The sequence below is a fragment of the Nonomuraea sp. NPDC049378 genome (assembly GCF_055586745.1).
The window spans coordinates 43,086-55,723 of record NZ_JBVJHP010000035.1; the positions used below are offsets into that span (position 1 = coordinate 43,086).

The 12,638-nt window shown below is 71.9% G+C and carries 13 protein-coding genes; 10 read left to right on the forward strand and 3 right to left on the reverse strand.

Annotation, left to right across the window (positions count from 1 at the left end; genetic code table 11):
• Positions 1-45: 45 nt before the first annotated feature.
• Positions 46-1,476, reverse strand: a complete 1,431-nt coding sequence (locus ACZ6SA_RS45715) for an aminopeptidase P family protein (protein ID WP_465835495.1) — start codon at positions 1,474-1,476, stop codon at positions 46-48.
• Positions 1,477-1,602: 126 nt separating this feature from the next.
• Between ACZ6SA_RS45715 and ACZ6SA_RS45720 the strand changes: the two genes are divergently transcribed.
• The 10 genes from ACZ6SA_RS45720 to ACZ6SA_RS45765 all read left to right on the forward strand — a co-directional run bounded on the left by ACZ6SA_RS45720 (position 1,603) and on the right by ACZ6SA_RS45765 (position 11,433).
• Entirely contained in the window at positions 1,603-2,031 is a 429-nt protein-coding gene (locus ACZ6SA_RS45720) for a CBS domain-containing protein (protein ID WP_347643143.1), read from the forward strand.
• A 90-nt stretch (positions 2,032-2,121) separates the two neighbouring features.
• On the forward strand, positions 2,122-2,658 hold the full coding sequence (locus tag ACZ6SA_RS45725; protein WP_465835497.1) for a hypothetical protein: 537 nt from the start codon (positions 2,122-2,124) through the stop codon (positions 2,656-2,658).
• 208 nt (positions 2,659-2,866) lie between these two features.
• Entirely contained in the window at positions 2,867-3,757 is an 891-nt protein-coding gene (locus tag ACZ6SA_RS45730; RefSeq protein WP_465835499.1) for an endo alpha-1,4 polygalactosaminidase, read from the forward strand.
• Entirely contained in the window at positions 3,747-4,703 is a 957-nt protein-coding gene (locus ACZ6SA_RS45735; protein WP_465835501.1) for a carbohydrate kinase family protein, read from the forward strand. Before ACZ6SA_RS45730 ends, ACZ6SA_RS45735 begins: the two co-directional genes overlap by 11 nt.
• Entirely contained in the window at positions 4,700-5,989 is a 1,290-nt protein-coding gene (gene melA / locus ACZ6SA_RS45740; protein ID WP_465835503.1) for an alpha-galactosidase, read from the forward strand. The genes ACZ6SA_RS45735 and melA overlap by 4 nt, the downstream gene beginning before the upstream one ends.
• Entirely contained in the window at positions 5,986-7,260 is a 1,275-nt protein-coding gene (locus tag ACZ6SA_RS45745; RefSeq protein WP_465835505.1) for an ABC transporter substrate-binding protein, read from the forward strand. Before melA ends, ACZ6SA_RS45745 begins: the two co-directional genes overlap by 4 nt.
• Complete coding sequence (locus ACZ6SA_RS45750; RefSeq protein WP_465835507.1) at positions 7,257-8,156, forward strand: carbohydrate ABC transporter permease; 900 nt, start codon at positions 7,257-7,259, stop codon at positions 8,154-8,156. Before ACZ6SA_RS45745 ends, ACZ6SA_RS45750 begins: the two co-directional genes overlap by 4 nt.
• Positions 8,153-8,965: a carbohydrate ABC transporter permease gene (locus tag ACZ6SA_RS45755; protein WP_465835509.1), complete on the forward strand. Its 813-nt coding sequence runs from the start codon at positions 8,153-8,155 to the stop codon at positions 8,963-8,965. Before ACZ6SA_RS45750 ends, ACZ6SA_RS45755 begins: the two co-directional genes overlap by 4 nt.
• A gap of 66 nt (positions 8,966-9,031) precedes the next feature.
• Positions 9,032-9,793 (forward strand): cyclase family protein, encoded by a 762-nt coding sequence (locus tag ACZ6SA_RS45760; RefSeq protein ID WP_347642892.1) that lies wholly within the window; start codon positions 9,032-9,034, stop codon positions 9,791-9,793.
• Positions 9,790-11,433, forward strand: a complete 1,644-nt coding sequence (locus ACZ6SA_RS45765) for a thiamine pyrophosphate-binding protein (RefSeq protein ID WP_347642893.1) — start codon at positions 9,790-9,792, stop codon at positions 11,431-11,433. Before ACZ6SA_RS45760 ends, ACZ6SA_RS45765 begins: the two co-directional genes overlap by 4 nt.
• A 55-nt stretch (positions 11,434-11,488) precedes the next feature.
• Here the strand turns inward: ACZ6SA_RS45765 and ACZ6SA_RS45770 are convergent, their stop codons facing one another.
• Both ACZ6SA_RS45770 and dhaL read right to left on the reverse strand, forming a co-directional pair.
• Entirely contained in the window at positions 11,489-11,863 is a 375-nt protein-coding gene (locus ACZ6SA_RS45770; RefSeq protein ID WP_465835512.1) for a PTS-dependent dihydroxyacetone kinase phosphotransferase subunit DhaM, read from the reverse strand.
• A gap of 121 nt (positions 11,864-11,984) precedes the next feature.
• A complete protein-coding gene (dhaL, locus tag ACZ6SA_RS45775) occupies positions 11,985-12,602 on the reverse strand; it encodes a dihydroxyacetone kinase subunit DhaL (RefSeq protein WP_347642895.1) in 618 nt (205 codons plus the stop codon).
• Positions 12,603-12,638 lie beyond the last annotated feature (36 nt).

Genomic DNA, 12,638 nt, shown 5'->3' on the forward strand with positions numbered 1-12,638 from the left:
CGCAGCTCACACCTTGTCAGCTCCGCACGAAACGTGACCGGCCCGTTACGCCAGGGTGGCCATCCAGGACTCGATCTCGTCCGGGTGGCGGGGGAGCCCGCCGGACAGCAGGGTGGCGCCGCCGGCGGTGACGACCAGGTCGTCCTCGATGCGGATGCCGATGCCGCGCAGCTCCTCGGGCAGCGTCAGGTCGTCGGGCTGGAAGTAAAGGCCGGGCTCCACGGTGAGCACGTGGCCCTCCTCCAGCACGCCGTCCAGATAGACCTCCGCCCGCGCCCGCGCGCAGTCGTGCACGTCGAGACCGAGCATGTGGCCGCTGCTGCACAGCGTGTAACGCCGGTAGAGGCCGCTGTCCATGAGCGAGTCGGTGGAACCCTTCAGCAGGCCCCAGTCGCGCAGGCCGTCACAGATGACGCGCATGGCCGCCAGGTGGAAGTCGCGGAAGCGGGCGCCCGGCCTGAGCGTGGCGATGGCCACCGTCTGCGCTTCGTACACCAGCTCGTACGCCTGCCGCTGGATCGGGCTGAAGCGCCCCGACAGCGGGATCGTCCGGGTGACGTCGGCGGTGTAGAGCGTGTCGGCCTCGACGCCCGCGTCCATCAGCAGCAGGTCGCCGGGCGACAGCCGGCCGTCGTTGCGGATCCAGTGCAGCACGCAGGCGTGCGACCCGGCGGCCACGATGCTGTCGTAGCCGGTCGCGTTGCCCTCCAGCCGTGCCCGCAGCCCGAACACGCCCTCCAGGTAACGCTCGCCGCGCGGGTGCCCGAGCGCCTGCGGCAGCGCGCGGACCACGTCCTCGAATCCGCGTGCCGTCGCGTCCACGGCGTGCCGCAGCTCGCCCAGCTCCCACTCGTCCTTGACCAGCCGCATCTCCGACAGGAAGGACGCCAGCTCGGCGTCGCCGTCACCAGCCGCCCCCCGCACGTCCACTGAGGCATGCACTGAGGCATCCACTGAGGCGTCCACTGAGGGGTCCACGCCGCGCAGCACCCTGGCCGGGCGGCCCTCCAGCTCCAGATCGCGGATGTGCGCGCAGCGCAGCTGGTAGAGCTCCTCGGCCTCCGCCAGGTCCGGCCTGGGACCGGCCCAGAACTCGCCGTAGCGGCGGTCGCGGTAGAACTCCTGGCCCTCCTCGCGCGGCGCGCGCGGCCTGACGTACAACACCGCCTCGCCGGACGGCTCGATCACCAGCACGTCGTCGGACTCTCCCGCGCCCGTCAGGTAGGAGTACGCGCTGTGCGGCCTGAACCGGTAGTCGCTGTCGTTGCTGCGCACCTTGAGCGTGCCCGACGGGATCACGAGCCGCTCGCCGGGGAAGCGCGCGGCCAGCGCGGCGCGGCGCTTGGCCGCCCACGGCGCGATCGGCCGCGCGCGCACGTCGTCCCGCCTGGCCGGCCCCCAGCCGGTCCGCATGAACGTGGCCAGCTCGTCGGTGACGGGCAGGTCGTGGCTTCCGATGTTGAGCGGCTCGTTCATGCGGCGGTCCCCTTCGTGCCGGACGTGCTCTATGGCAGGCAGCCTACGTGAGCGCTTGACTCCTTCCTCAGGGGGCAGTTTGCCTTGACGCAGGGGTTGGAACACTGAGGTGCAGAGGTGATGCAGATGCTCATCGGGACGATCCTTCGCGACAAGGGCAGTGAGGTCACGACCGTGGCCCCGGCGGCGACCGTGCGGGAGCTGCTCGCCAAGCTCGCCGAGCACAACATCGGAGCCGTCGTGGTCTCCGGCGACGGGGCCGTCATCGAGGGCATCGTCTCCGAGCGCGACGTCGTACGCCGCCTCCACGACCGTGGCGCCATGGTGCTGGACCTCCCCGTGTCCGCGATCATGACAACCGAGGTCCACACGGTCGGCCCCGGCGAGAACGTCGAGTCGCTGCGGCGCACCATGACCACCGAGCGGGTCCGGCACATGCCCGTGGTCGACGGCGGCCGGCTCGTGGGCATCGTCAGCATCGGCGACGTGGTCAAGAGCGCGATCGAGGAGCTGGAGACGGAGAAGGCGTCGCTCGTCGACTATCTGCATCGTTGACAATGATGGGACGCTTGGTCCGTGATGTACGGGCCTCCTCCTCCACCTGAGTATCCCCGGGCGACGAGCAGTCCGACGATCATCTTGCTCGTGTCGGGGCTCGCCGCCCTTCTCGGGTTCCTGCTGGGGGTGTTCGTGGGGTTCGGCGCGAGCACGCCGGCGGAGGCGCCCCCGTCCAGGATCACGGTGACGACCGAGGTGACGGGTGCGCCCGAGCCCACGGCGCCCACCCAGACGGGGCCCACCCAGACGGCCCCGTCGCAGCCGGTGCCTTCCGAGACGGCGCCCTCGCAGCCCGTTCCCTCGCAGCCCGTTCCCTCTCAGACACAGCCCGCGCCAACCGGGCCCGCGCAGACAGGGCCCGTGCAGACGGGCGGCGCGAGCACCGCGCCGGCCGGCAATCCCGCGTCCCTGCGGACCCTCGTCGTGGGCAGGGACGTCCAGCCGGGCACCTACGGAACGTCCGGGCCGGCGGCCGGGTTCACCATGTGTTACTGGGCCCGCATGAGGAGCGCGGACGGCGACGTGATCGCGACCGGCATGCCGACGGGCGCCGCCACGGTCACCATCGAGGCCACGGACAAGGCGTTCCAGACCGGCGGATGCGCGGAGTGGACTCCTGCATGACGCCTTTATGCGTCAAAGTCTGGACAACAGAGCAGAAACGCGCAATTCTGGCGGGCAAGAGAAGGGAGGCATGCCTGAGCGTGCTGGCGTGACGTCCTACGGTATGGGCCACGCCACTCCGGTGTCCCTGGCCCGGACACGCAGCGGAGAGTGCGGAACAGCGCGCATCGCCACTTGTCCCGAACCGTGTCGTTCGCGAGGAGTGTCCATGCGTCTTCCCGCCCTGATCTCCACCGCCGCCCTGGTGGCCGCACTGTCCCTCCCCCTACCCGCCACCGCGTCGACCCCGGCTGTGAACCCGGCGGCGACACCCGCCGGCGGCCTTCCCGCGCCGGTCCCGTGCGACGGCTGCTGGCAGCCCGCACCGAGGACGAGCTGGCAGTGGCAGCTCTCCTCACTTCCCGCCAAGCCCTATCCGAACGTGCAGATGTTCGACATCGACGGCTTCGACGCCGCCGAGGACGGCACGATCGTCGCGTCGCTCAAGGCCGGCAGGCCGGACCGCGGCCTCGTCTGCTACATCAGCGCCGGCACGTTCGAGGACTGGCGCCCCGACGCGGGGCGCTTCCCCGAGGAGGTGCTCGGCTCGCCCCTCGAGGAGTGGGAGGGCGAGCGGTGGCTGGACATCCGCGCGTACGCCGGTCCCCTCGGCGAGATCATGAAGACCAGACTCGACATGTGCAAGGCCGCCGGATTCGACGCGGTGGAGCCCGACAACGTCGACGCGTACAGCAACGACAGCGGCTTCCCGCTCAGGGCGGCCGACCAGCTGGCCTACAACGCCTGGTTCGCCAACGAGGCCCACAAGAGAGGGCTGTCCGTCGCGCTGAAGAACGACGTGGCGCAGATCCCGCGGCTCCTGCCGTACTTCGACTTCGCGGTGAACGAGGAGTGCTGGCAGTACACCGAGTGCACCACCGCCCAGAACGGCGGCGACCACGGCTACGACCAGTTCGTCAAGGCGGGCAAGGCGGTGTTCCAGGTCGAGTACAACCTCGCGCCCGCCGCCTTCTGCTCCCGGTCCAACGCTCAGAACTTCAACTCGCTCAAGAAGAAGTACGAGCTCGGCGCCTACCGCGTACCCTGCCGTGGCGCGTGACTTCGACCTGCTGGTCGTGGGCGACGCCAACCCCGACGTGGTGCTCTCAGGGGCGCCGCGCGGGCTGGCGTACGGCCAGCGCGAGCAACTCGTCTCCGGCGGCGACCTGGTCCTCGGCGGGTCCGGCGCGATCACCGCGTGCGGGGCGGCCAGGCTGGGCCTGCGCACCGCGTTCGCCGGTCGCGTGGGCGACGACGCGGCCGGGCGCTTCGCCCTGAACGTCATGGCCGAGCGCGGGGTGGACGTCTCCCACTGCGTGATCGGTCCCCGGCCGACCGCCATGACCGTCGTGCTGGCCGACGGCACGGACCGGGCCATCCTCACCTCGCCAGGCTGCCTGCCCGACCTGACCGTGGACGACGTGCCGCGCGGCCTGGCCAGGCACGTGCACGTGTCGTCCTATTTCCTGCAACCCGCGCTGGCGGCCGGCCTGCCCGGCTTCCTGGCGGGGGAGCGGCGGGGCGGCGCCACCACCTCCCTGGACACCAACGACGACCCGGCGGGCGCATGGGACGGCGTCGGCGAGGTGCTGGGCGAGGTGGACGTGTTCCTGCCCAACGCCGCCGAGGCCGTGAACATCGCCCGGAACCTCGCCCGGAACCTCGCCGCGCGCTCGTCCGCCGGCGCAGGACCGTCCGGTACGGGTCCGGAGAGCGTGGAGGCCGCCGCGGCGCGGCTGGGCGCGCTCGGGCCCGCCGTGGTCGTCAAGAACGGCGGCGACGGCGCGCTGGCATGGGAGCGGGGGCGGTTGACCCGCGCGCCCGCCGTGCGCGTGGAGCCGGTCGACACCGTCGGCGCCGGCGACAGCTTCGACGCCGGGTTCGTCGCTGCCCGGCTGCGCGGGATGAGCCTGCCCGAATGCCTGCGCGTGGCCGTGACCTGCGGCTCCCTTTCGACCCAGGCGGCCGGGGGCACCGCCGCCCAACCCACGTGGGAAGAACTATGAAGATCGTCTTTCTCGGCGCAGGCAGCGTCGAGTTCACCCAGGGCCTGCTGGCGGACCTGGTCGCCTTCCCCGACCTGGGGGAGTTCGAGGTGGCGCTGCACGACATCCACGCCGAGCGGCTCAACACCGCCGAGGCCGCCGCCCGCGCCATCGCCGCCGGCCGCCCCGTCACGATCACCGCCGACCGCGACCTGCGGCGGGCGCTCGAAGGCGCCGACTTCGCGATCAACATGATCCAGGTCGGCATGATCGACGCCACCCGCGTCGACTTCGAGGTGCCCGCCCGACACGGCCTGCGCCAGACCATCGCCGACACCATCGGCGTGGGCGGCATCTTCCGCGCCCTGCGCACGTTCCCCGCGCTGGAGCGGATCGGGCAGGCCATGGCCGAGATCTGCCCGGACGCGTGGCTGCTCAACTACACCAACCCGATGGCCATGAACGTGTGGTACCTGGCCGCCGCCACCCCCGTGCGCAACGTGGTCGGGTTGTGCCACTCCATCTACTGGACGGCCCACGACCTGGCCGAGCTCGTCGGGGTGCCGTACGACGACGTGTCGTACCTCGCGGCGGGCGTCAACCACCAGTCGTGGATGTTGCGCTTCGAGTCCGGCGGCGAGGACCTCTACCCGCGGCTGGACGAGGCCATCGCCCGCGACCCCGGGCTGCTGCGCCGGGTGCGCGTGGACATGTACCGCAGGCTCGGCTACTACCCGACCGAGACCAGCGAGCACTCGGCCGAGTACGTGCCCTGGTACCTGCACGACGAGGCCGAGATCGAGCGCCTGCGCATCCCCGTCGGCGCCTACGTCGGCATCAGCGAGGAGAACGTGCGCCAGTACGAGGCCACCCGCGACGCGCTCAGAGCGGGCCGGCCGATCACCGTGGAGGGGACCATGGAATACGCCCCGCAGATCATCCACAGCATCGCCACCGGAACCACCCGGACCGTCTACGGCAACGTCCAGAACAGGGGCCTGGTCGGCAACCTGCCGGCGGACTGCGTGGTCGAGGTGCCGTGCGTCGCCGACGCGCTCGGCGTGCGGCCGCTCGCGGTCGGCGACCTGCCCGCCCAGTGCGCGGCGCTCAACCGCGCCTACGTCAACGTCAACGAGCTCACCGTGCGCGCCGTCACCGAGGGCCGCCGCGACCACGTGCGGCACGCCATGATGGCCGATCCCAACACGGCCGCCTCCCTCACCGTCGAACGGATCGACGCCCTGTGCGAGGCGCTCTTCGAGGCCCACGGCGACCTGCTCCCCGCATCGCTCAGGAGGCGGTCATGAAGGTTCACGGCGCGGCGGCGCTGCTCCTCGTCGCGGGTCTGCTGGCCGGCTGCGGCTCGTCCTCCCCGGACGAGGCCGGCGGGCCGGTCGAGATCACCTGGTGGCACGGCCAGGTCGAGACCCAGGCGAAGGTCATCGAGGAGCTGGCGGCCGACTACAACGAGGCCCACCCGGACGTGAAGATCACTCCCGCGGTGGGCACCACGAACGTGGACGACATGCTGCAGAAGGTCCAGGCGGTGCTGGCCGGCGGCAAGGCGCCCGACATCGCCTACATGTACGGCACCTGGATGCCGCACCTGGCCAAGAACCCCAAGGTGTACGACCTGACCGCCACCGTGAAGGCGCCGGAGTTCGGCTGGGACGACTTCTGGCCGTCGGAGCGGGCCGTGTCGGAGGTGGACGGCAAGGTCGTCGGCGTGCCCGCGGTGGTCGACAACCTGGGCGTCATCTACAACAAGAAGCTCTTCGACGCGGCCGGTCTGGAGTACCCGGACGAGGACTGGACCTGGGACGACTTCCGCGCCGCCGCCAGGAAGCTGACCAGGGACGGCGTGTACGGCACCGCGTACCCCGTCACCGGGACCGAGGACACCGTGTGGCGGTTCTGGCCGATGATCTGGCAGCAGGGCGGCGCCATCGTGACGCCCGACGGCAGGAAGCCGGCGTTCAACACCCCGCAGGCGGCGCAGGCGCTCGGCTTGTGGAGCGCCATGGCTCGCCAGGATAAGTCCGTCTATCTCGATCAGAACGGCGAGAAGTTCCTGCCGCTGTTCCAGAGCGGCAAGGTCGGCATGATCATCGCCGGTCCGTGGGCGCTGCTCGACATCATCGACCACAAGATCGAGTACGGCGTCCAGGTGCTGCCCGGCTACAACGGCAACCACGAGACCATCGCCGGGCCGGACAACTGGGTCGTGTTCGACAACGGCTCGCGCCGTGCCAAGGCCGCCGCCGGCTTCCTCACCTGGCTCACCCGGCCCGAGCAGGACGCCCGGTGGACGCTCGGCCTCGGGAACCTGCCGATCCGCAAGGCCACGACCGAGCTGCCGGCGTACGAGAAGTTCGTCAAGGACATCCCCGACATGGACGTGTTCACCGCGAACCTCGACAACGCCAAGCAGGCCAGGCCGCACCTGCCCGCGTACCCGGAGTTCTCCGAGAAGGTCGGCGACGCGATCAGCGAGGCCCTGGTCGGCGGCACGCCCCCGCAGGAGGCGCTGGCCACGGCCGCCACCGAGGCCGGCACGGTGCTCGGGCGGGCCCGATGACGGTGCTCGCCGCGCGGGCGGGCGGCCGGCGGCACCGGGCCCGCCGCCTGCTGCCCGACCTGACCGGGTGGGGCTTCGTCCTGCCCGCCACGCTGGTGATCGTCGGACTGAGCCTGTTCCCCGCGGTGTGGGCGCTGCTGCTCTCCTTGCGGGACGGCGACCTGCTCACCGGCGGCGACTACGTCGGGCTGCGGAACTACGGCGACATGCTCGGCGACACCGAGCTGGCCGCGGCGGCCGGGCACACGGCGGTCTACACGGTGCTGTTCGTGCCCGGATCGGTGGTGCTCGGGCTGGCCCTGGCACTGGCGCTGAACCTGAAGATCCGGCTCATCGGCTTCTACCGCACCTGCTTCTTCGTCCCCTACGTCGTCTCGGCCGCCGCCACGGGCATCCTCGCGAACTTCGTGTTCGACCCCGACTTCGGCATCGTCAACGCCGGGCTGAAGGCCGTCGGCCTGCCCGCCATGGGGTTCCTGCAGGACCCGGACCAGGCCATGCTCACGCTCGTCCTGATCTCGATCTGGGGCGGCGTCGGCATGCCCGCCGTGGTCTACCTCGCCGCGCTCCAGGACATCCCGCGCGAGCTGGTCGGGGCGGCCAGGGTCGACGGCGGCGTGGGCCGGCACGTGCTGCGCCACGTGGTGCTGCCGCAGCTGCGCCCGGCGACCGTCTTCCTGCTGATCTGGCAGACGATCACCGCGCTGCAGCTGTTCGACCTCGTCTACACCACGACGAAGGGCCAGCCGCTCGACTCCACGACCACGATCGTGTTCTACCTCTACCGGCAGGCCTTCCAGCTGTTCCACTCCGGCTACGGCACGGCCATCGCCTACGTCCTGTTCCTTGTGACGCTCGCGATCTCGGGCGCCGTCCTCTGGAGGAGCGCGCGATGAGACGGCGCCACCTCGCCCACCTGTTCCTGATGCCGGCCGCGCTGCTGTTCGTGGCGCCGCTGGTCTGGATGGTGCTGACCGCGTTCATGCCGGACAGCGACATCAACACCTACCCGCCCAAGCTCTGGCCCGAGCACTTCACCACGGCCGGGTTCGCCCGCATCTTCACCGAGGACGACTATCCGCTCTGGCTGGCCAACACGGTGATCGTGGCCGTGGCGGCCGTCGCCGGGCACGTGGTGCTCTGCTCGCTGGCCGGCTACGGCTTCGCCCGGATCGGCTTCCGCGGCCGCGGGCTCACCTTCGGCGCTCTCATGGCGACCATCATGGTGCCCACCCAGGTGCTGATGATCCCCACGTTCCTGCTGTTCAAGAACCTGGGCCTGATCGACACCCTCGGCGCGGCCATCGTCCCGTGGCTGGCGTCGGCGTTCGGCGTGTTCCTCATGCGGCAGTTCTTCCTGTCGCTGCCCAAGGAACTGGAGGAGGCCGCGACCATCGACGGGTGCTCCCGGCTCGGCGTGTTCTTCCGGGTGGTGCTGCCGCTGGCCCGCCCCGCGCTGGCCACGCTCGTCGTGTTCACGCTGCTCGGCTCCTGGAACGACCTCCTGTGGCCCCTCATCGCCATCTCCTCCGAGGACAGCTACACGCTGCAGCTCGGCCTGGCCACCTTCTCCGGGGCCCGGCACACCGAGTGGTCGGCCCTCATGGCCGGCAACGTCGTGGCCGTGCTGCCGCTGGTCGCCGCCTTCGTGCTGGCGCAGCGCCACTTCGTGGCGACCATGAGCTTCAGCGGCCTCAAGGGCTGAACGTGAGAGGTTGGCACGGGTAGGGCGTGCGTAGGAGGATGCGCACAGCCCACGAAGGAGGAAGTCATGTCGGTGTTGAAGAGCCTGGTCGACAGCGTGCGCGGCGGTGCGATCGAGGTGGTCGACCTCACCGCGCCCCTGTCGTCGCGAACGCCGATCCTCCAGCTGCCCGAGCCGTTCAGCAACACGATCCGGTTCTCCCTCGAGGAGATCAGCCACTACGACGACCGCGGCCCCGCGTGGTACTGGAACGACATCCACACGGGCGAGCACACCGGCACGCACTTCGACGCGCCCGTGCACTGGATCACCGGTCGCGACGGCGAGGACGTCTCCCAGGTGCCGCCACGCAGCCTGATCGCGCCCGCCGTCGTGCTCGACTTCGCCGACGAGGCGGCGAAGGATCCCGACTTCCTGCTGCGGATCGACCACGTCAAGGAGTGGGAGCGCGCCAACGGCCCGCTCCCCGACGGCGGCTGGCTGCTCTACCGCACCGGCTGGGACACCCGCTCGGGCGACCAGGACGACTTCCTGAACGGCTCCCACACGCCCGGCATCTCCGTCGAGTGCGCCGAGTGGCTGGCCGCCGAGACGCCGATCGCCGGGCTCGGCGTCGAGACCGTCGGCACCGACGCGGGCGCCGCCCACTCCTTCACCCCGCCCTTCCCCTGCCACTCCTTCCTGCTCGGCGCCGGCAAATACGGGCTCACCCAGCTGCGCAACCTCGACCGCCTGCCCGTGACCGGCGCCGTGGTGCTCGCGCCGCCGCTGCCCATCGTGGGCGGCTCCGGCAGCCCGGTGCGCGTGCTCGCCCTGGTCGAACGTTGATCGTCGCGGAGGCCGTGGGCCGGGCCCTGGCCGCCTGCGGGGTCGAGACCGCCTTCGGGGTGGTCGGCAGCGGCAACTTCCACGTCACCAACGCCCTCGTGGCCCACGGCGTGCGTTACATCGCCGCCCGCCACGAGGGCGGGGCCGCCACCATGGCCGACGCGTACGCCCGCATGAGCGGGCGCGTCCCGGTGGTGTCGGTGCACCAGGGGCCGGGGCTGACGAACGCGATGACCGGCATCACCGAGGCGGCCAAGAGCCGCACGCCGCTGATCGTGCTCGCCGGGGAGGCCACCGACGTGCACTCCAACTTCCACGTCGACCAGGACGCGCTGGCCACGGCGGTGGGGGCGGCGCCGATGCGGGTCACCTCGGCGGGCACCGCGGTGGCCCAGGTCGCCGAGGCCTTCCGGGTGGCCGTGGAGGAGCGGCGTACGGTCCTGCTGAACCTGCCGCTCCCCGTCCAGGCCGCCCCCTTCGACCCTCCTTCGACCTGGGATGACGCCGTACGGCCTGTCACCGCGTCCACATCGGCGGGCCGGCCCGGGGACGGCGAGGCGCTCGACGACCTGGCGCGGCTGCTGGGCGCGGCCCGGCGGCCGGTGTTCATCGCCGGGCGCGGAGCCCGGCACGCGCGTGGCGAGCTGGAAGGGCTGGCCGGCCGGGTGGGCGCGCTGCTGGCGACCTCCGCGGTGGCCAAGGGCCTGTTCCGCGGCAGCCCCTGGGACCTCGACGTGAGCGGCGGCTTCGCCACCCCGCTCGCCACCGAGCTGATCAGGGGCGCCGACCTCGTCGTCGGATGGGGATGCGCGCTCAACACGTGGACCACCGGCCACGGCGGCCTCATCTCGCCGGGGACGAAGGTGGTGAAGGTCGATCTCGACCCGGGCGTCTTCACGGCGTACACGTCTCCCGACCTCGGCGTGGTCGGCGACGTGGCCGCCGTGGCGCGAGCCGTGACCGCCCGCGTCGCCGGAGCCGGCGGTTACCGCTCGCCCGAGATCGGGCGGCGCATCCGGGCCGAGGGGCGCTGGCGGGACGTCCCGTACGACGACGAGAGCGCGGGCGGCCGGATCGACCCGAGGACGCTCACCATCGGGCTGGACGACCTGCTGCCGCAGGAGCGGATCGTCTCTCCCGATTCCGGAAATTTCATGGGATACCCCTCAATGTTGATCGATGTCCCTGACGAGTTCGGGTTCTGCTTCACCCAGGCGTTCCAGTCGATCGGGCTGGGCCTCGCGACGGCGATCGGCGCGGCGGTGGCCCGCCCCGACCGGCTGCCGGTGGCGGCGCTCGGCGACGGCGGCGCCCTCATGGGCCTCGCCGACCTCGAGACCGTCGTCCGGCTGGGCCTGCCCATGGTGATCGTGGTCTACGACGACGAGGCGTACGGCGCCGAGGTCCACCACTTCGGCCCTCACGGGCACCCGCTCGGCACGGTCACCTTCCCGCCCGCCGACTTCGCCGCCATCGCCAGGGGGCACGGGCTCGACGCGGTCACGGTCACCGGGCAGGCCGACCTGGCGGGCGTGGCCGCCTGGCTCGACGGCCCCCGGGAACGTCCGCTGCTGGTCCACGCCAGGATCACCCGCGACCACGCCTCCTGGTGGCTGGAGAACGCCTTCACGTCCCACTGACCTTCATGCCTCCCGTGGGCGGTCAGGGGGACCCTCCCACGGCTGCGCGGGCGGGTCAGAGCTTGCGGAAGGTGCGGGACTCCTCGGCCGAGGCGAGGACGTCGGCGAGTGGTGCGTCCGCGCCGGCCGCCACCGCCGCCGCGATCGCGCCCTCCACGAACGGGACGTCCGCCACGACGATGTGCCCGTCCTCCTCCAGCAGGCGGGCGGTCAGCACCGAGCTGCCCAGGTCGGGGATGAGCACCACCCCGTCCCCCTGGTCGACGCCGCGCACCGCCTCCTCGACGAGGTCCACGCTCGTGCCGAGACCGCCGTCCTCCGTGCCCCCGGCCGCCGCCACGGGCACCCCGGCACCCGCGATCCCCTTGGCCAGCGCCACGGCCTCCGCGGCCAGCCCGGCACTGTGCGAGACCAGCACCAGCCCCACCATCACGCCACCCCACCGGCGGCGCACGCCCGTGCCCGCCGCGTCACGCCTCCACAGCGCCCGGCCGCGGCACCTCCCGCGTTCATGATCGCAGGGCCGGTCCCGGCGTCTTCCGTGCGGCCCGTCATGACGCCACGCTCGCCAGGGCCGCCATGAACAGCGCCGACGACGCCGCCCCCGGATCCTCGTGTCCGATGCTGCGCTCGCCCAGGTAGCTGGCACGGCCCTTGCGCGCCTGCATCGGGATCGTGGCCTCGGCCCCCTCCGCGGCGGCCCGTGCCGCCTGCTCGAACGCCTCGCGGACCCCCACCCCATCGCGTACGGCCAGCGCCAGGGCCCGCGAGGCCGGCGCCAGCGCGTCCACCATGGTCTTGTCGCCCGGCGCGGCCTTGCCCAGCCGCTCGACCGCCACGACGCCCGCCTCGAACGCCGCCGAGAAGCCGGCCAGCGTCACCGGCGACTCCAGCACCTTGCCCATCTGCCGGAACACCGACCCGTACAGCGGCCCGGAAGCGCCGCCGACGCGGCGGATCAGCGCCGTGCCCGCCGAGGTCAGCACCTGCACCGGCGACTCGGGCGGCCATTCGGTGAGTGCCTTGCAGACCTCGGTGAGCCCGCGGTCGAGGTTGGTGCCGTGGTCGGCGTCGCCGATCGCCGCGTCGAGCCGGGTCAGGCGGTCGCGGTCGCGGCGTACGAGCCGGGCCGTCTCCTCGAACCAGGCCACGAACAGGTCGGTGTCCATCGGATGCGCGCGGGGTGCCCCGCCCGCCTCAGCCGG

Coding starts and splice junctions, on each gene's coding strand:
- ACZ6SA_RS45715 (WP_465835495.1), bottom strand. CDS start 1,476: ATGAACGAGCCGCTCAACATCGGAAGCCACGACCTGCCCGTCACCGAC.
- ACZ6SA_RS45720 (WP_347643143.1), top strand. CDS start 1,603: ATGCTCATCGGGACGATCCTTCGCGACAAGGGCAGTGAGGTCACGACC.
- ACZ6SA_RS45730 (WP_465835499.1), top strand. CDS start 2,867: ATGCGTCTTCCCGCCCTGATCTCCACCGCCGCCCTGGTGGCCGCACTG.
- melA (WP_465835503.1), top strand. CDS start 4,700: ATGAAGATCGTCTTTCTCGGCGCAGGCAGCGTCGAGTTCACCCAGGGC.
- ACZ6SA_RS45745 (WP_465835505.1), top strand. CDS start 5,986: ATGAAGGTTCACGGCGCGGCGGCGCTGCTCCTCGTCGCGGGTCTGCTG.
- ACZ6SA_RS45750 (WP_465835507.1), top strand. CDS start 7,257: ATGACGGTGCTCGCCGCGCGGGCGGGCGGCCGGCGGCACCGGGCCCGC.
- ACZ6SA_RS45755 (WP_465835509.1), top strand. CDS start 8,153: ATGAGACGGCGCCACCTCGCCCACCTGTTCCTGATGCCGGCCGCGCTG.
- ACZ6SA_RS45760 (WP_347642892.1), top strand. CDS start 9,032: ATGTCGGTGTTGAAGAGCCTGGTCGACAGCGTGCGCGGCGGTGCGATC.
- ACZ6SA_RS45770 (WP_465835512.1), bottom strand. CDS start 11,863: ATGGTGGGGCTGGTGCTGGTCTCGCACAGTGCCGGGCTGGCCGCGGAG.
- dhaL (WP_347642895.1), bottom strand. CDS start 12,602: ATGGACACCGACCTGTTCGTGGCCTGGTTCGAGGAGACGGCCCGGCTC.